16 protein-coding genes are annotated in these 19,341 nt (G+C 46.4%); 11 read left to right on the top strand and 5 right to left on the bottom strand.

The genetic code is table 11. The features are described from left to right. The first annotated feature begins 52 nt into the window (after positions 1-52). Positions 53-1,000, top strand: a complete 948-nt coding sequence (locus EYR25_RS02895) for a ribose-phosphate pyrophosphokinase (RefSeq protein ID WP_133178484.1) — start codon at positions 53-55, stop codon at positions 998-1,000. A 174-nt stretch (positions 1,001-1,174) separates the two neighbouring features. Here the strand turns inward: EYR25_RS02895 and EYR25_RS02890 are convergent, their stop codons facing one another. Further along, positions 1,175-3,037, bottom strand: coding sequence for a methyl-accepting chemotaxis protein (locus tag EYR25_RS02890; protein WP_133178483.1), 1,863 nt, complete (start codon positions 3,035-3,037; stop codon positions 1,175-1,177). 402 nt (positions 3,038-3,439) lie between these two features. On the opposite strand from EYR25_RS02890, the gene EYR25_RS02885 reads away from it, so the two are divergent. Genes EYR25_RS02885 through EYR25_RS02875 form a run of 3 tightly spaced genes read left to right on the top strand, consistent with a single transcriptional unit; the run spans position 3,440 to position 5,504 of the window. Next, positions 3,440-3,973, top strand: coding sequence for an RNA polymerase sigma factor (locus EYR25_RS02885; protein WP_039978658.1), 534 nt, complete (start codon positions 3,440-3,442; stop codon positions 3,971-3,973). Next, complete coding sequence (locus tag EYR25_RS02880) at positions 3,973-4,551, top strand: anti-sigma factor (protein WP_133178482.1); 579 nt, start codon at positions 3,973-3,975, stop codon at positions 4,549-4,551. The genes EYR25_RS02885 and EYR25_RS02880 overlap by 1 nt, the downstream gene beginning before the upstream one ends. After that, positions 4,548-5,504 carry a DUF4097 family beta strand repeat-containing protein gene (locus EYR25_RS02875; protein WP_133178481.1) on the top strand — a complete coding sequence of 319 codons (957 nt, stop codon included), beginning with the start codon at positions 4,548-4,550 and terminating at the stop codon, positions 5,502-5,504. The genes EYR25_RS02880 and EYR25_RS02875 overlap by 4 nt, the downstream gene beginning before the upstream one ends. Positions 5,505-5,588: 84 nt before the next feature. Here EYR25_RS02875 and rsuA read toward each other — a convergent pair whose 3' ends face one another. Then, complete coding sequence (gene rsuA, locus EYR25_RS02870) at positions 5,589-6,296, bottom strand: 16S rRNA pseudouridine(516) synthase RsuA (protein ID WP_052031085.1); 708 nt, start codon at positions 6,294-6,296, stop codon at positions 5,589-5,591. Positions 6,297-6,633: 337 nt separating this feature from the next. On the opposite strand from rsuA, the gene EYR25_RS02865 reads away from it, so the two are divergent. From EYR25_RS02865 to EYR25_RS02835, 7 genes are all read left to right on the top strand, one after another. Beyond that, the gene (locus EYR25_RS02865; protein WP_133178480.1) at positions 6,634-8,718 is read left to right on the top strand and encodes a M13 family metallopeptidase; all 2,085 of its coding nucleotides are present in this window, start codon (positions 6,634-6,636) and stop codon (positions 8,716-8,718) included. A 196-nt stretch (positions 8,719-8,914) separates the two neighbouring features. Continuing rightward, on the top strand, positions 8,915-9,700 hold the full coding sequence (locus EYR25_RS02860) for a RelA/SpoT domain-containing protein (RefSeq protein WP_133178479.1): 786 nt from the start codon (positions 8,915-8,917) through the stop codon (positions 9,698-9,700). 229 nt (positions 9,701-9,929) lie between these two features. Continuing rightward, positions 9,930-10,337, top strand: coding sequence for an SMI1/KNR4 family protein (locus EYR25_RS02855; RefSeq protein WP_011623923.1), 408 nt, complete (start codon positions 9,930-9,932; stop codon positions 10,335-10,337). Between the two features lie 41 nt (positions 10,338-10,378). Then, positions 10,379-10,879 (top strand): DUF4447 family protein, encoded by a 501-nt coding sequence (locus EYR25_RS02850; RefSeq protein WP_011623924.1) that lies wholly within the window; start codon positions 10,379-10,381, stop codon positions 10,877-10,879. 377 nt (positions 10,880-11,256) lie between these two features. Then, the gene (locus EYR25_RS02845) at positions 11,257-11,799 is read left to right on the top strand and encodes a PH domain-containing protein (RefSeq protein ID WP_039978663.1); all 543 of its coding nucleotides are present in this window, start codon (positions 11,257-11,259) and stop codon (positions 11,797-11,799) included. Between the two features lie 83 nt (positions 11,800-11,882). After that, entirely contained in the window at positions 11,883-13,169 is a 1,287-nt protein-coding gene (locus EYR25_RS02840) for an Nramp family divalent metal transporter (RefSeq protein WP_133178478.1), read from the top strand. Between the two features lie 150 nt (positions 13,170-13,319). Further along, a complete protein-coding gene (locus EYR25_RS02835; protein ID WP_165953456.1) occupies positions 13,320-13,784 on the top strand; it encodes a YehS family protein in 465 nt (154 codons plus the stop codon). 125 nt (positions 13,785-13,909) lie between these two features. Here the strand turns inward: EYR25_RS02835 and iadA are convergent, their stop codons facing one another. From iadA to EYR25_RS02820, 3 genes are all read right to left on the bottom strand, one after another. After that, complete coding sequence (iadA, locus tag EYR25_RS02830; protein ID WP_133178477.1) at positions 13,910-15,079, bottom strand: beta-aspartyl-peptidase; 1,170 nt, start codon at positions 15,077-15,079, stop codon at positions 13,910-13,912. Beyond that, on the bottom strand, positions 15,079-16,524 hold the full coding sequence (gene yfcC / locus EYR25_RS02825; protein ID WP_133178476.1) for a putative basic amino acid antiporter YfcC: 1,446 nt from the start codon (positions 16,522-16,524) through the stop codon (positions 15,079-15,081). Before yfcC ends, iadA begins: the two co-directional genes overlap by 1 nt. A 70-nt stretch (positions 16,525-16,594) precedes the next feature. Beyond that, entirely contained in the window at positions 16,595-19,201 is a 2,607-nt protein-coding gene (locus EYR25_RS02820; protein ID WP_133178475.1) for a TonB-dependent receptor, read from the bottom strand. Between the last annotated feature and the right edge of the window lie 140 nt (positions 19,202-19,341).

Raw genomic sequence — 19,341 nt, 5'->3', positions numbered from 1 at the left:
TCGTCGTTGCTCTAGCCACTAAAATATAAAGCAAACGCCTGAGGTTCATACAGTGCCCGACATCAAGCTCTTTGCTGGGAACGCCACCCCCAGTCTCGCTAAGAAGATAGCCGATCGTCTATTTTGTAAACTCGGAGACGCAGTGGTTGGTCGTTTCAGCGATGGTGAAATCAGTGTCCAAATTAACGAAAATGTACGTGGTGCCGATGTGTTTATCATCCAATCCACCTGCGCACCAACTAACGATAACCTAATGGAACTTATCGTAATGGTTGACGCACTACGCCGTGCTTCTGCTGGTCGTATTACTGCCGTTATTCCTTACTTTGGTTATGCTCGTCAAGACCGTCGCGTACGTAGCGCACGTGTACCTATTACGGCAAAAGTCGTTGCTGACTTCCTCTCAAGCGTCGGTGTTGACCGCGTTCTGACCTGTGATTTACACGCAGAGCAAATTCAAGGCTTCTTCGACGTTCCTGTAGACAACGTATTCGGTAGCCCAGTGCTATTAGAAGACATGGTAGCGAAAAAGCTGGACAACCCTGTGGTTGTATCCCCTGACATCGGCGGTGTAGTTCGCGCTCGTGCAGTAGCGAAACTATTAGATGATTCTGATCTGGCCATTATCGACAAGCGTCGTCCACAGGCAAACGTAGCACAAGTGATGCACATCATTGGTGACGTTCAAGGCCGTGACTGCATTATCGTTGATGATATGATAGACACAGGCGGCACTCTGTGTAAAGCGGCTGAAGCCTTAAAAGAACACGGTGCAAACCGCGTATTTGCCTACGCGACTCACCCAGTATTCTCTGGCAAAGCGGCTGAGAATATCGAAAACTCAGTGATCGATGAAGTCATCGTGACCGATACCGTACCTTTAAGCCCTGAAATGCTTAAAGTGGCAAAAGTGACTCAATTGACTATGTCGGCTGTATTGGCAGAAGCCATTCGCCGCGTCAGCAACGAAGAGTCTATCTCTGCAATGTTCAGCCACTAATCTTACGGCACTTGCATAAAAAAACGCACCTCAAGGTGCGTTTTTTGTTTGCGCGCTTTAGCTTTGGTCTTAGCTTACATTTTAGGATTGAATCGACTTCTGCCTTATCCATCCACAAACCACACCTCAAAATGCTATTGAAGCGCCCCAACGGTGCGCCTCAAGCAAGGTCGTTTAGATCTTAAAATGGCTAACAGCACTCACTAAATACTCAGCACGGGTTCTTAATTCGTCCGATGCCGAAGCATTAGCATCTGCGGCATGGGAAGATTGCTCGGCAATATCACGGATAACGACCACGTTCTTATTCACTTCGGCAGCCACCATGCTTTGCTCTTCAATTGCCGCTGCAATTTGAGTACTCATATCCATAATGTTTCGAACGTCATTATTGATAAGTTTGAGTAACTCCCCTGCCGCAGCTGCCTGCTCGGCGCTCTCGGCGCCTTGCTTTTGGCTCGCATCCATCAATTGCACAATAGAGCGGGTTCTACTTTGCAGTGTTTGAATAATGTTGGAAATTTCCTGAGTCGATGTCTGAGTACGCATCGCTAGACTACGCACTTCATCGGCAACCACGGCAAATCCACGCCCTTGCTCACCAGCACGCGCCGCTTCAATCGCCGCATTGAGTGCAAGTAAATTGGTTTGCTCCGCAATACCTCGGATAACATCCAGCACACTACCAATGGTTTCGCTATCACGCTCGAGCTCATCCACCACAGAGGCGCTACTGTTGATTTGTTCAGACAGTTGCCTGATCTTCAGGATGGTTTGCTCAACCTCAGTTTGCCCCAACTGAGCATTATCATGGGTTTTACCCGCTTTAAGCGCGGCAAGCTCCGTCGTTTTAGCAATTTCATCAATGGTAGCGCCCATTTCGGTAATTGCTGTGGCTACCATATCGGTTTCATTAAGTTGCTGTGCTACACCTTCAGATGCAAGCATGGCATTCTCTGAGACACTCTTACTTGAGGTATTGATTGTGGCAACAGAATCGATGACTTGCTCAATAAGCTGCTGGAAGCTCCCCACCATACTATTGAAATGCTGCGCAATTTCACCTAATTCATCTTGAGTCGACGCATCACATCTAAGGGTTAAATCTTTACTGACTTCGATACGTGAAATAACCTGGGTTATGCGTTCTACAGGTGTGATGATGCTGCGAATAATCAGATAGGTAATTACACCTAGAATTAATGCAATGATAAAGAATACAAACATTCCGGTGTTCATACTGCTCTGTTCAGCATCATCGATAGCTTTTAAAGCAAGATTATGGAGTTCATCAGCACTAGCCTCGGTTAATCTATTGGCTGCAACAAGTTGAGCCATTGTACCCTCTTTTTCGTTAAGACCGAGTTGCTGCTCTTTACTCACGAGGCTTTTAAAATCCCGCTGATATTGCTCAATTAAGGCAGCAATTTTATTTTGTGTGTCAAGGTCTAAACTTGATGCCCTTAGGCTGCTATTGAACAAGGCAATGTTGGCATCGAAGGTCTCAACATAGGTCATTTCGCGGCGCAACATAAAATCTTTTTCATTGCGTCTAAGCTGCAACATGGCAACTTGCAAAGAAAGTTGATCGTACTCCTTCAGCATGGACTCGACATTGTGCACAGCAGTCCTCAAGGTACCATACAGCCCCGCTTTAGGTGTTAAACCAATTTCTTGTTGCAGTTGAACAACCTCATTAAAGGCCGCTTGATATTGATTTAAATTGCGGTCAAAACTTTCGAGGGAAGTAATAGGAACATCGTATTTTTTAAAGATTTTTTCGAGCGTGGGAATAGTTGAGTCGATTTGCGCATGAACTTGTTTATGTTTTTCAACATATTGAATATCTTTACGGCCAAAAAAATCCTTTTCATTTTTCCGCAATAACAATACATCTCGCTCGAGTTCGAGCACAGTTTGCGCAGCATCAGAGAGTTCCGACTCAACCGAATTGGAATGAAGCTGCAATCCAAACATAGCAAACAAAGCAGAGACTGATACAGCGGCACTGAGTAGTAATTTAGAGCGGATTAACATAAAAAGCCCCTAATAAATAACATCTATTAAAAGATAGTTGGGAGTCACGTCTTTTACAGAAAATATTGTCTTGACATAAAAAGTTCATTTTTCATTTATTGTTTTATCCGCTCTTAACTTTTTCCATCTTTCGATTCACATTAACAGCCAAGAAAAGTGTCTAACTATGAAAGTATAGTCTGTGATTTCACTTCTATAGGATTAAGATTCAGAATACCACTTGGTATAAAACCATTAAGTTCATAAACTTAGCCCTAAAATTTTCCGATAATTTTACTATAAAACTCGTACAAGTAATGCTAGATAGGGCAAATAAAAAATTTATTTCTATCAAATACAAACCTTTTGTGCTTTTGAAAGCGTCCTATTAGTAACCATTCACCTTGATGACAGGAAAATACAGTGACGGCAGGGAGACTCCCACTCAACAATGCAATGTCAGAACTTGATCTCATCACCTTGGCTAGCCAAGGGAATAGAGCCGCATTTAAGCAGCTGTATTTACACCATCATCCAAGGGTATATGCCCTGTCACTGCGGTTATCAGGCCAAGCCTCGCAGGCGGAAGAGATCACCCAAGAGTGCTTTATTCTGGTCTGGCAGAAATTGCCGCAGTTTAGGGGAGAGAGCCAGTTTTCCACTTGGTTACACAGTATCTGTGTGAATCAGGCGCTGAGCTTTATCCGTAAGCAAAAGTCGTTTTGGGCGCGTTTTATCCCGATGGAGAGTGACGATGAACATTCAAGCGCAGATGAGCATTATCAAGGGTTAGACAAATTGATCCTCAAACTGCCAGAGCGGGCGCGTATCGTGTTTGTGCTCTGCGCCATTGAGGGCTATCAACATGAAGAAATTGCACAATTACTTGGTATTGCCGTGGGAACCAGTAAGACCCAGTACCACAGAGCCAAGCAATTACTACAGGAGATGCTGTAATGTCCTTATCTAACGATCCCCGCGAGGCCAAACTCCAGCAATTGATTGATAATGCCCCCAAAGCATTAACTCCCGAACGGGATCTTTGGCAAGGCATCGAAAAGCGTATGGATAAGCCATTGGCGTCGCAAACAGCTGTTCGCCAAGCGCCGCGACTACAAGGTGCGCAATGGGCGATTGCCGCAGCGGTGGTGCTGGCAGTGTTCTTCGGGTTCAACACTCAAGCGCCGATAAAAACGTCGCTCCCTGAACAAATCGCTAGCCAATCGGCGGATGATGAGCAAGCGCTGCACACTCTGCTTAACCAAATTGCCCAGACGCACCAAGCCCAAGTGACGAGTCTCGAACAAACCCCAACGCTTGTCGCTTGGCAAACCAGTCGCTTTAGCGCGCCGCTAGAGCAAGGCTTAGCGGAATTACGCCGCGCAGGCAAACAGATTTATCAAGCATTGCAGGCTAATCCAACCGACAAACAACTTTGGCAACTCTGGCTTTGGGTGCAACAACGTGAACTCGATTTGCTTCAGCAAGGCCAAAAACTTCCGATTCAAAACTCAACACAAGGAAATAGCATATGAGCCATTTTACCCTCACGAAAACCAGTCTATTCGTATCAACGCTTTATCTTGGCCTTATGGGCAGTGTGTTCGCCGCTGAAAGTGTGGATAAGCAGTTACCTATGAGTAGCGATACTCTGCTGCAAATCAAAGTCCAACGGGGCGAAGTGCAAATTCAAAGCTGGGATAAAAATGAAGTCAGTGTTACGGGCACTCTCGATGAGCTGAGCGAAGGCTTTGTTTTCGAGCAGAAAGGTAACAACCTAACTATCGAAGATAAAATGCCACGCCACTATAACGGCAGTGACAACAACGGCTCAAAACTCACCATTAAGGTACCTAAATCCGTCAAGCTGAACGCCGATACAATTTCAGCCAATCTGCAAATCAGCCAGACTCAAGGTGAGCTCGAGCTGAATACCGTTAGCGGTAATATCACCGCCGAAGCACTGGACGGCACACCGACACTGCACACTGTGTCTGGTGATATCACCACTAAGGGATTAGCGGGCAAAGTGATGTTAGATACCGTCTCAGGTGAGATTAAAGACACCCAGAGCAAAGGCGAAATCAAATACCGTTTAGTGAGTGGCGATCTCAACAGCCAAACCTTAGCCGATAAAGTGAAAGTCGAGCAGGTTTCAGGGGAAATTAAAGCCGACTTTAACAGCGCCAAAGAAGTTAATGTCCGCACCGTGAGCGGCGATACTCAAGTCTCACTGGCGAAAAGTTTCGATAAAGCCAATCTTGAGAGCGTCAGCGGCGATATTATTGTGACATTTACTGATACGCCCGATGCTAATTTCGAGCTCAATGGCGGCCCTGGTGGCAAAATCAAAAATGGCTTGAGCCAAGATGCGCCACAAAGACAAAAATACGTGCCGAATGAATCCTTAAGCTTCCAAACGGGTGCTGGTAGCGCCAGTGTGAAGATGGATACCATTAGCGGTAATCTGATCCTGAAAAAACAATAGTCTTATCAGAAAACACGAATTAGCGATAAAAATAGCAATAAAAATGCCGCTCATCAGGAGCGGCATTTTTTTAGCCAAACGGTGTTAAATCGAGGCGATTTCTTCACTCGTCAGATAACGCCACTCGCCGAGGGCAAGTTCTGCGTCTAATTCAATTTTGCCAATGCTTTCACGGTGTAAGCCAACCACATGATTGCCTACTGCGGCAAACATCCGCTTCACTTGGTGATACTTGCCTTCGGTAATGGTTAAACGCACCCGCTGCGGCTCGATGATTTCAAGCACTGCGGGTTTTGTCAGGCCGTCCTCGTTTCTCAGCTCCACTCCCGCGGCAAAGACGCCAATCAGACTCTCATCCACAGGCTCGGCTAACGTCACTAAGTAACGCTTGCCACAGTCTTTTTTCGGCGAAGTGATCCGATGCGACCATTGACCATCGCTGGTGATCAGCACAAGGCCAGTTGTATCGGCATCTAAACGGCCAGCAATGTGCAAGGTTTCTGGCTTTTCAATATCTAGCAGGCTCAATACCGAAGGGTAGACTTCATCTATGGTCGAGCAAATCGTATCCACGGGTTTATTGAGCATCAGGTAACGCTCACCGAGGAGGGAGATAAGCTCACCTTCGAGGCATACTTGCATCCCCTCAAGCACTTTAAAACCAGCATCTTTAATCACCACGCCATCACAGGTGATGTCACCACGATGCAGGGCTTTTTTCGCTAAAGAACGGGTCAGCGAGGTACTTTCACAGATAAATTTGTCTAAACGCACGGGACGACTCAACTTCAATAAATGAAAACCGCCGTATTATGAGGCCCAACGAATGAAAGGGCAAAGCCTAGACAATGAAACTATCGAGCAGCGACCTTATCGATATATCTCAAACCTAAGTGCTTACTAACTTTTCAGTACATGCGTACGGTATGTTTGGCGGTTTTTAGGCCAATTTCAATCATGGTAATTTTTAGTTACAACTAGCGGATAATAAATCCGGCTGAAAAAGTGTAATCACCTTGTTTAGATTCCCACTAAAGCATTAACATACGTAGCGTTGCGCCTGAAGCAATCCCATTTTGCACCAAACAGCCCCAGAGATGGGCACAATAACAAACTCGAAGGAAACGACATGAGAAAAGTACTCATTGGGGGACTGTGTGCCTCACTCATCGCAGGCCTCACTGCCTGTAATGACAAACCCGCTGAAGTTAAAGCGCCAGAAACAGCTAAAACCGCTACTGCTGCCGCTGTCACTAAAGCATTGGGCTCTGGTATCGAATTTGAAAACTTTGATAAATCAGTGCGTCCACAGGACGATTTCTATGAATATGTTAACGGTGCTTGGCTGAAGAAAGCCGAGATCCCAGCAGATCGCACTAGCATTGGCGCCTTCTACGATCTGCGTGAAAAATCCCGTGATGACGTTAAAGCCATTATCGAAGAAGTGGCCGCCACGCCAAATCTGGCTGAAGGCACTGACGAGCAAAAAGTGGCTGATCTTTACCGTTCATTTATGGACACAGCGACGCTAAACAAACTGGGCGTAACGCCACTGAAAGGCGAGTTTGATGCCATCAACGCCTTAAAAGACAAAAACGAGCTGGTGAAATACTTCGCCCACAGCCAAATCATGGGTGCCGGTACACCTATCGCCTTCTACATCGATATCGATGCGAAAAACTCTAGCCGTTACGCCACTCACCTATGGCAATACGGTTTAAGCCTGCCGGAAAAAGATTACTACTTCAACGAAGCAGAGCGTTTCGTCAATATCCGTAAAGCTTACCTTGCCCATATTGAAAAAATGTTCACGCTGGCAGGTCTTGCGGATCCAAAAGCCAGCGCTGAAGCAATCCTCGCACTCGAAACTGCGATTGCCTCTAAACATTGGGATGTGGTTGAAACACGCGACAGCACTAAGACCTACAACCTGTACCAAGTTAAAGATCTGCCAAGCTTAGCGCCAGATATCGACTGGACAGGCTACTTAACGGCATTAGGTGCTGACAAGCAAACCGACATTATCGTAAACCAACCAAGCTATATCCAAGGCCTGAACGAAGTCCTCAAAACGACCGATCTGGCGACTTGGAAAACCTACATGCAATGGCAAGTGCTGACCCACGCGGCGAGCAACTTGAGCGAAGACTTCGACAACGAAAACTTTGCTTTCTTCTCTAAAACCCTTAACGGACAAGAAGAACAAGAGCCACGTTGGAAGCGTGGTGTTGCGGCAGTCAACGGTGTATTAGGTGAAGTGGTGGGTAAAGTGTACGTGAAGCGTCACTTCGCTCCAGAAGCTAAAGAGCGTATGCAAGCACTGGTTGAAAACCTGCGCGGTGCCTACGGCGACAGCATCAAAGATCTGACTTGGATGAGCGATACCACTAAGCAAGCTGCTGCCGAAAAATTAGCGAAATTCAACCCGAAAATTGGTTATCCAAACAAGTGGGAAGATTACAGCAAACTGACCATCAAAGCCGATGATTTGATTGGTAACGCGGTTCGCGCAAGCGAAGTTGAGCACGCTAAGTCACTGGCTAAGTTAGGCGCGCCAATCGATAAAGACGAGTGGCACATGACCCCACAAACGGTTAACGCCTACTACAACCCAACCATGAACGAAATCGTGTTCCCAGCTGCCATTCTGCAACCACCTTTCTTCAACATGGAAGCGGATGATGCCGTTAACTACGGTGGTATCGGTGCGGTTATCGGTCACGAAATGGGTCATGGTTTCGACGACCAAGGCGCTAAGTTCGACGGCGAAGGTAATATGCGCGACTGGTGGACAGAGAAAGATTTAGAAGAATTCTCTGCCCGTGGTAAGGCGCTGATCGCACAATACGATGGCTACTATGTGTTTGACGATCTGCACGTGAACGGCAGCCTGACCTTAGGTGAGAACATCGGTGACTTATCGGGCGTGACTATCGCTTACCGTGCGTACAAAAAGTCACTCAATGGCAAAGAAGCACCGGTTATCGACGGTCTGACTGGCGACCAACGTTTCTTCATCGGCTTCACGCAAATTTGGCGTGCAAAAGCCAAAGAAGAAGCCCTGCGTAACCGCGTAGCAACAGATCCACACTCACCAGCGGAATTCCGTGCTCTTGGCGCGCTGTCTAACATGCCTGAGTTTTACACCACCTATGATGTGAAACCTGGTGATGCTATGTATATCGCACCAGAGAAACGCGTGAAAATTTGGTAATCCCAAATTAATTCAAGATAGTAATCAACAAACCCTATGGCGCCGCTCACTATAGCGGCGCTATTTTTTTGGCGCGAAAAATGTGAACCTAAGCCAAACATGAACAAGTCTTCATCATTGATTCAGCTTTAATTAAGCCACTCCAGCCTATGGTATTCCCGTGATGTGTATCACTCCCATAAGGAAGTAGGCCGTTATGAATAAGTTATTTCGTACCTTTTTTATCTTTCTACTCTTATTATCGACCCGCACTGGCGTAGCCAATCCTTTAGATATCAATGACAGCAGAGCCGAACGTGGCAGCTATAGCGCAAGGCAAGCTCAAAGCCATGATCTTCAAGGGCTATATGCACTCAACACTCAAACCTTCGACACCCCACGTCAAGCGTCAACCTGTTTAGACAACTTATATGCCAATGCCCACGCGGCCCAAAATGAACTCGCAAGCCTGTTGCAGACAGTGACGGCCAGTTCACAGGCGCAGGTGATTTTGCCTGACGTAAAAAGCTATCAACGCGCCGCCGAGAAGGTCGCCACTAAATTTAATGGGGATGCCAGCCAAATCACCGACCTTGCCCGCGCTAGCATCGTCAGTAACAGCATCTCCGAGCTGATGCAAAGCTACTACGCCTTAAGCGAGCAAGCTCAGGTCGTGAAACAGAAAAACCGTTTTGCCGAGCCAAAAGCCTCAGGTTATCGCGACCTTAACTTACTGGTACGTTTGCCCGAAAGCGGCATGATTGCCGAGGTCCAATTACACCTTAAAGATATTGCCGACATTAAAAGTGGCCCAGAGCACAAGGTTTACGAGCAAGTTCAACAGATTGAGGCAAATGCGATAAAACAGCAACGTGCATTAAGTGAGTTTGAAACCGCACAGATCGCTAAGCTGCGCCAAGAGTCCCATAAGCTGTATCACAAGGCTTGGCTTAACTATAAACGCGTCGATCAAGGCCTGCTGCTCACTAACTCAGTAGCTTAATTACCCGTTTATTTAATCGCTTAACCGTTTAAACTGCACCACTTCCACTGTTGCGCTGGCTATTTGTGAAAACAGATGCCAGCGCTTTTTTATGGTGCCCCAGACTCAGCCCAAACATCATCCAGCTCATCATCGAGCTATGACCGCCATCCCTCTGAGCCCTTCCCTCGCATCCAGCCTTGTTTCCCTATATAATTCCGCGCCATAAGGCGACCCTTAAGGACATTCCATGCACGACATTATTGAGCAACTCCAAGAACGCAGCGAAACAGTACCTGTGCCACTCGAGTTACCCACATTCGAGCAATTAGTGGAAGTAGAGGAGCAAATACTCATCCCACTGCCACGGGAATTAAAAGAATACCTGCTCCATGCCAGTGATGTGATTTATGGCGCGATTGAACCTGTCACCGCAGCCGATCCTTACTCGCACACCTATTTGCCTGAAGTCACCTGCTATGCTTGGTCAATCGGCCTACCAAGGGACTTAATTGCCATCTGCCAATTAGGCGATGATTTTTACTGTATCGATCAGGATGGCCAAGTTCACTTCTGGCAAAACGGTGACTTTACCGATACTTATTGGGAATCCTTCTGGGAATGGGTCGAAGATATTTGGCTTAAAAACAAATACTGATTTTACCGAGATTTTATTTTTATCAACTTGAGAACCGCATTATGTCTAAAAATATTGGCTTGAACGCCATCGAAATGAGCTACTTACGCCAATCACTCAGCCTCAGTGCGGCTCAAGTAGGACAACTGACCAACCACAGCGAAGCCGATGTATTAGCTTGGGAAAATGCTGAAACACAGGCCCCTGAACTGGCACAGAAAAAGCTGTTAGATCTCGATGATATTATCGAGATGCAAGTACTCAATACCACTGATGGCATCGAAGCCTTATTTAAGAAAGAGCCTAAGCGGCACTTGGCCTTCGTGGTGTATCCAACTCAGGCCGTTTACACCCAATATAATCCGGAATTTTTAAGCTCGCTGCCGTTAACTGAGCTGTACAACACAGCGGCATGGCGCATTAAGAAAGAGTGTAAACTGGTGCTCGAAGTGGATGTTAGCTTAGTCAATCTTGATGTCGAAGCCTACAAGGCATTCCGTGAGCAAAATGGCTTAAGTGAGAGCCGTGAAAGCCGCGCGAAATGGGCGGCGACTCAGCTATAAACGCTAAACGACTTAAGCAAAAAGGGCAGAAGTGAATCTTCTGCCCTTTTGTTTTTAATGCCTAAATCAGATTAAGCTTGCGCCGCAGCAGCGACTGCATCCATTTTGGCGAGTGCCGATTAATTGAACTATAGGTATTTAGCAAATACTCTCTACCAGAGTAAAACATTTAGGTCATGTCGGCTCCGCCCGCATTGCTAAAGCATTAAGTGTCAGTTTGTATAAAATAACGACCAAAATACTCACTTAAAATAATGCCAGATACAAAAATCCTTACTTCGGTTAAGTTACTATTTTGTTACTAACAAAAACTATGTATTTTAAAGCAGAAATCTCTCAAGATAGTTAACAACTGGATGCAAAAATTAGGGAAGAAAATGCAAGAACAAACGATTCATGAAGCCAAATTTGAAGCTAACTTAGGCATGTATTGGTTACTCGCTGGGGCCGCCTACTTCACCTTAAGTATTGTTGGTATCCCCTTGTTACTACTGTGGTTCCCTATCGGACTATGGGGAACGCGCCGCTATATCAGTAATATGAGCGCACGCCTGACTAGCAAAAAACTGATTGTGTGCAGAGGCATTTTAACTCGCACAGAAAATACGGTTCCCTTAGATAAAATTACCGATATCGCCCTCATTCAGGGGCCGATTATGCGCCTAATGGGATTACATAAACTCACTGTTGAAACCGCTGGACAATCGGGCACTGGCGCTTTAATCACTCTGGTGGGCATAGTCGACGCGCCGGGTTTTAGGGCGCAGATTTTGGAGCAAAAAGAACGCTTAAGTGATGTGCACTCCCCCGCCGAGGCGAGTTCCCCCACAGAAGATAACGCCCTACTGACCCAACTTGTGGAAATGACGGCAAGCTTAAAACGCATCGAAGCCCTCCTCGCCGCCAAATACAATTCTTAACAGTTAACACCGCGACTTAAGTGCTTAGATAACTCAGTATCAACCAGACCATTTCCAACGGATAAGGAAACACCCTGCGTATTATGGCGACTTCTCAAGTAAAACTTCTCCCCATGAATTGGACTGCCCAACTTGCCCTCGGCATAAAGGCCATGGGACCCGGTGTATTAATGGCCGCCGCCGCGATTGGGGCCTCACATTTAGTGTCATCCACCCGCGCCGGTGCTGAATTTGGTTGGCAACTCGCCTGGGTGATTCTGGGAGTAAACTTGTTGAAATACCCCTTCTTTGCCGCAGGGGCACGTTACACCGCTGCAACGGGCGAAAGTTTACTGCATGGATATCTTAAGCAAGGCCGAGGTTATCTGTGGTTATTTACTGGACTAAATGTGATCGCCTCTATTGCGAGTACCGCTGGGGTCTGCATGTTAACCGCCGCAATGCTCACGCAGTTTATTCCATTACCCTTAGATATTTTGGCGTTACTGGTGCTGATAAGCTCACTGTTGTTATTGATTTTAGGGCACTATTCATTGTTGGACAGGCTGACCAAGATCATCATGTTCGCCCTGACGCTCACCACTTTAATTGCGGTCGCGCTGGCATTGGATCATATGAAACCGCTAGAAAGCCAGTTTGTCTCCCCCTCACCTTGGCAGTGGGCCCATGTGGGATTCTTGGTCGCCATGATGGGCTGGATGCCAGCACCAATTGAGGTCAGCGCATGGAATTCGCTGTGGTTATTGGAAAAACAAAAGACATCACCCGTTACCCCCGCCCAAGCCATCTTAGACTTCAACTTAGGCTATATCGTCACTGCCCTGCTGGCAGTGGTCTTTTTGGCCTTAGGCGCGCTGGTAATGCATGGTAGCGGAGAGCACTTTTCCGACTCTGGCGCCAAATTTGCGAATCAGTTAATCAACTTATATAGCCAAGTCATGGGTGGTGAGAGCCGCTATTTGATTGGCATTGTGGCGTTTTTATGTATTTTCAGCACCACTGTCACTGTAATCGATGGCTATAGCCGAACCTTGAACATGGGCTGGCAACTGCTGTCACACTCGGCAGTCAGCGAAGCCCAATCGGACAAACGCCTGACGGGCATCATGCTCAGCGTAAGCGCATTAGGGTTAATGCTCATCCTGTTTTTTAAGGGAGCGCTGCTGCCACTGTTGGAGTTTGTGATGATTCAAGCCTTTATGACCACAGTGGTTTTTGCATGGCTCAACTATCGCTTAATGACTAGCACCCAACTGCCAGAGGCTCATCGTTATAGCACAAAAATGAAAGGCCTCTCTTGGATAGGATTAAGCTATTTGCTTATTTTTGCAGTGCTTTTTATTTACTGGTATCTAGCGGTTAAGGTGTAGTTCAACTCATTTGAGCATGAGTCCTCAGTGAGGGCTCATGCTCTACCGTGCCACTTGCTCATCCACGCTAGACTTTCCTGCTTTTCTGTTACTTTGAGTATATAATGTCAGCTCTTAAACCAGACAGCGCAGCCGCGCCTAGAGATGACCATGATTAACAATGATATTTTGCGCCGTTTGCGCTTCGTGTTTGATTTCAACAATGCCAAAATGATCAAGATCTTTGCCAAAGTTGGAAGAGAAGTGCCAACCGAAGAGATGATTAGTCTGCTGCGCAAAGAAGAGGAAGAAGGCTATAAGGCCTGTAACGACACGACCCTATGCCAGTTTTTAGATGGTCTTATCATCGAAAAACGTGGTCTACGTGAAGGGGCTGAACTGCCAAAGCCAGTATCAAAACTAAACAACAACTTAATCTTCAAAAAGTTACGTGTTGCCCTCGAAATGCGTGAAGAAGATATCATGGCCACCTTAGCGCTCGCCGAAGTGCAAATGTCTAAGTCTGAGTTAAGCGCACTGTTTCGCAACCCAGATCATAAAAACTTCAAGGCCTGCGGCGACCAGATCCTGCGTAACTTTATCCGTGGTCTCTCACTGAAATATCGCGGCGTCTAATCCTGCTAGCATCAATGCAAATCTTGCTAAGATTAGCCTGAAAACTAAAAATCCGAATATCTGTAAATATTCGGATTTTTAGTTTTCATACATCAATTTCACGCAAGCACTATGTAAATATAACGCTAGTAAAGCTCGAAGGTTCCCCGTTTAACGGCAATGCCATTATCAACAAGTAGTTGTCCCTTACCCCAGACTTTATTAATAGCAAGCTTATGGTCTAACAAAACAAAGTCAGCATCTTTATCAAGACCAATCCCTCCTTTGCGCTTTAACTTCAAATTACGCGCGGCATTGGATGTCACTAGTGGAAGAATTTGCTCTAAGGTAAAACCACTTATGATCAATGCCTGCATCGCATTGAATAAGCTACTAACCTTACCCACCTCAACACCAATACATTCACCCGCAGAGTCAAATACGGGTAAGCTAGCATTACCGTCGGAGCTTAAGCTTATCCGACTAAGTTCAACCCCTTGCTCAAATGCAAATTTGACAGCCGACACCACTGACACTTCTCCATGATTTAAGAAATGTTGATTGGTCGATGTGGTAAAATCAATGACCCCACCTTTTTTAGCAAATTCAACACCTTGCTCTAACAGCGGTTGTGAGCGATTGATATGCGTTGGATAAAACTGAGTCAGAGGAATATCCGATTGCTGTGCAACCTGATGTAATAATTTGAGCCCCGATGCGCCATCGCCCACATGAACAAATACAATACCCGCTTTACCACTGAGCATGCCCCCTACTCGACTCTGCGCTGCCACCCGTGCGAGTTCTGCAACTGAAAGTTGCGAGCCTCGGTGATCAGCAATGGCGATCTCGCCAACCCCAATCACATTATCAATCATCATTAAATCTTGAGTGACGTCACCAGTAATGGTTTTAACCGGAAACTCATATGAGCCTGTGTAACAAAAAACGCTTAAGCCTTCATAGGTTAATGCTCGCGCCTTAATCACTAACTCATTTAAACTGCGGCTTACCGCGTCCGTCCCAAGCGCGGCTACTAAGGTGGTCACTCCGGCAAGTGTGGCATCCGTTAATTGCATTTCAGGCGTTCGAGTATGATAGCCCCCCTCACCACCGCCACCAGTAATATGCACTAAAGGATCAACCAAACCAGGAATAAGGATACAGCCATCGGCATCAACTTCTTTGACCCAAGCCGCATTGGATAATTTAATCCCTTTAGCAATTTGCAGTATGTTCGACCCACAAAATAGGACATCCTGTAGCCCCAGTAATTGTGGAGAGTAGACCAAGGCATTGCGAATTAAAGTTAACATCAGTGATATCCCATAAAAATTGCAAATAAAACCACCGCACTCGCCATAATCGTCAATAAGAGTTGAAAGCGCCAAATCAGCGCGAGCCATTGACCATAAGACAGCTTGGCGACACCTAAACAGCCCATGAGGGAGGCGGATGTAGGGATGACCAAATTGGTTAAACCATCCCCTAATTGAAAACATAACACCGCGATTTGTCGGCTAATTCCAGCAATATCAGCCAGCGGCGCCATAATAGGCATAGTCAGTGCTGCTTGTCCGGAACCAGATGCGACGAAAAAATTCATCACAGATTGAAACAGATACATCAGCAGTGCCGCAATAGCATCAGGTAAGGAGGCCAGCCATTGACCCGCATAATGCAGCACAGTATTCAAAATGGAAGGCTGCTGCGGATCATCTCCCCCCAGCAGTAACACCACCCCTTTGGCAAAACCGACTATCATGGCAGCCGGGAGTAATTCACTTGCCCCCCGTTGGAACGCCATTGAAATTTGGTTCAAACTGCGTTTGCGCCATAAAACGCTAATGAATCCAACCAGTAAGGCTAAGGTAAAAAATTGGCTGGCAATTTGGGGAATATAATATCCCTTGGCTACCACCCCCCAAATAACCCACAGGATGACGCCAAACAAGCAAAGTAACACTATGATATCAAAGGAAGAGCATTGAGTATTTAGGGAACTCTGCTCAAGTTGTTCGGTTTTATCAGGCAAAGGATTACGGTTTTTGTTGGCATAATGCAGGGTAAAGGCCAGTCCAACGGCAGTAAACAAACACCAAATGGCCATTCGCAGACCCGCGCCAGACATTAACGGCACATCAGCAATCCCCTGGGCGATAGCCACACTAAAGGGATTCATCCAAGAGGTGGCAAAACCAATTTGGGTCGACAGATAAGTCACCATCACAACCGTTGCCGCACTGTAACCCAGAGCGTTAAATAGGGGTAATAAGACAATGCAAAATGCAATCGCTTCTTCACTCATGCCATAAACAGCGCCGCTCAGTGAGAAAATAACAAAAAGCAACGGGATTAATAATATTTGACTACGTTGTAATTGGTTTATCACGGCCATGATACAGGCGGTTATAGCCCCAGTTTCCATTACCACCCCAAAGGCGCCGCCCACAATAAGAATAAAAGCAACAACCCCAACGGCGGAACCCATTCTGTCGCCCGATGTCATACCATCAAAGGCAAAGTTAACTAATCCCGTTTTATCGGTTGAGGAAAACAAACTCACATGGTGGGCAGTATCTTGAGCAATAAAAAATTGCTGTGGGTCAATTCGCTTAACGGTATTTCCCGCAGAGTCTATGACCTCCGTCATCGCGAACCACCCCGCGGGGACAAGGTAGCTGCTGATTGCTGCGAGTAACACAATAAAAAATAAGATAACAAAGGCGTCGGGCATTTGCCGCGCTAGGGGTGATTTCATTGAGGAATACCTTCATCAATAGGATGACAAAGGGCTGGCTTAATCGCGATTAAGCCAGCCCACAGACTGATTAAAACTTGAAGGTGTAACTCATATTCCAGCGACGGCCGAGCCAATCATGTACTGAACTGGCATAACCATTAGTGGGGGATGAAGCATAAGGCGGCTCCTCATCGGTTAAGTTACGCACTGACAACAACAAGCTATGGTGCTCACTTAGCTCATATCCCACGCTAGCGCTAAACGTCAGCCAGCTATCTACGGTTTCATTATCAAACTTAAAATCACCGTCACCTAATGAGCTGATATAGTGTCCTGCGATACTGACGCTCAAATCATTCAGCTGCCAGTCAGTACCGAGATCAATCACGCTTTCAGGGCGAGCAATTTCAGAGGCGCCACTTAAACGACCGAGTAAATCCTCCTTCGGTGTAGAAGGAGTCAATTGCCGCTCAAAGGAGAAGGTTTCGGTACCCGCGAGATAAAAGCTAAACTCGCCGGCCGCATCGGTTTCAAGACGATAGTCCACTTTATAATCTAAACCATCGGTCGATTGGTTACCGACGTTAAAGTAACCCGTCCGTAAGAAGCTAATATCTCCTTGGCTATCCACCACGCAGCCAAAGTTGTCTCCTAATGCTGCGATACTATCGACAATATTTGCAGGATTTTTAATACAGGCATCTAAGGTGGTGTTAGCATCAATATCGACAATATCATCGTGATCATAACGCCAATAATCGACAGTAAATTGCAAATTGTCAGTAGCATTCCAAGACATTCCTATATTCAATGCCTCAGATTTTTCAGCCTCTAACCCTTTGTTACCAATGGTTTCTTGATCAAATTCTAGCTCTCCAAACTCAGCCCCCGCGACACCGCATAGACTATTGTAGGGTTCGTCAGCGCCGCAATTAATATATTGACTGCTAAGGGAGGTTCCCGCCCCAAGCTGGGAAAGCGATGGCGCCCTGAAACCTGTGCTCCATGAAGCCCTCAGCACCAATTCATCTATTGGGCGATAACGCAGCGATACTTTAGGATTCACATCGCCACCAAAATCACTGTAATGGTCGTAACGTAAAGCTGCGATCAGGTCCAAACTCTCAGTGAGTGGAAAATTAAACTCGCCATAGGCAGCATATTGGGTGCGGTCTGCTGCGGCATCACTTGCCCCTAAGCCGATAATCTCGTTATTGACCGCATTAACCGACGGTTTATCGAATATGTCCTCTTTACGGAATTCACCGCCAAATACTGAACTTACAGTACCAGCAGGTAAATTAAATAACTCGCCACTAATATTAAAATCGACAGAAAGCACCTCGGACTCACCCCGACGAACTCCGGGATCTCTTAGCGCCGCTAGCTCAGCCTCTGTATTATCACGACCTAAATTGAAGGGATTAAATTTCCCCATCGCTACAGCATCGTCCAATAAATTCGCATTCATATAACCAGATATGTTTTTGATTTCATTAGTCGACTTGCCGTAGCTCAGCGCACTTTCCCAGCTCCACTCCGCCAGTTCACCACGCAGGCCCGCAAGTAAACGGTAGCTTTGTGTATCGTATTCCTGAACTCGACGCTCAGGAAAGCGTGTTCTCACCGTGATAAAATCACTGACGCTGCCATCTTTAAGATCAATATCCTTCACATATTGCGGAATAAACGCCGCGTCACCAGCCACATCAACGGTATAGCCCGCAGGTGCTTCATATGCTGAGCCCGTATTTTTTTGATACATGCCCTCAGCAAATAGCTCTAAACCATTATCCAATCGATAAATATGATTGAAAGTCGCTCCCGCATTTTCGTAATCAGGCTGAATAGCCCGCTGGATCACATAGTCATAATTACAACGGGTGCCTGCCTTTTGGGTGTCGTTACCACACCAGGTTTCGGCATAATCGCTACCATCAATTGTCATACGAGTATTCGATTCAAACGTGACGTTGACAGGTCTATCACTGTTAAAAATGGGGTTACGGGTTGCGTAATCTAATACGACAGTGGTATTGCTTTTCTCCGTTGCAAAACCGCCCGCGTAGGTCAGATTTTTACGGCTCGCATCATGATCCGAGGTATCGTCACCATATTGCGCGGTCAGCTCATGCCCAACAAAATCTTTACGTAAGATAAAGTTAATCACACCTGCAATCGCATCTGAGCCATAAATAGATGAGGCGCCGTCGGTTAATACATCAATGCGCTCAATCGCAGATAAGGGAATTGCGTTAACGTTAACAAAGGAGTCCGAGCCATTTGAAAATGAATCCACAGCAACCCGTCGACCATTGACGAGCACTAAGGTCGAGCTAGAGCCTAATCCACGCAAACTCACACCAGAGGCTCCCGCAGGAGCGCCATCTGCACCGCCTACACCGCCTGTTTCGGAGAAGGTTCCCGCACTCGAAGCCTGAGGTAAATCCTTGAGAAACTCACTGACCGATGCATAACCGCGTTTAGTGATCTCATCCTGACTAAAACTTTGTAAGGGATTTGCCCCTTCCATATCCACGCCCTTAAGGCGAGAACCTGTGACGGCAACCCGTTCAACCTCAGATTCTGTCGCGGGTTGATTTGGCGAACTTTTTTCTAATTCATTTGCAACTGCAACTGCGATAGGTGACAAGGCCAAGCCAAAAATTGTGCATAAAAGTACTGAACTTCTCATGGTAAGCTCCCGAAAATCATCTTATTAGAATTTTGAGACGTGGCTTTGCTGTGCGTGAGTCAATACGCATGGCATTAGTTAATGTTTTACAGAAAGCCTTTCGTCTATCAAATCATTGATAGGGGAGTTAGACAGCAGAA

It is taken from the genome of Shewanella decolorationis (genome assembly GCF_004354305.1).
Classification (GTDB): domain Bacteria; phylum Pseudomonadota; class Gammaproteobacteria; order Enterobacterales; family Shewanellaceae; genus Shewanella; species Shewanella decolorationis.
Note: the sequence above shows the minus strand (reverse complement) of the source record. Positions and strands in the feature narration are given on the sequence as shown.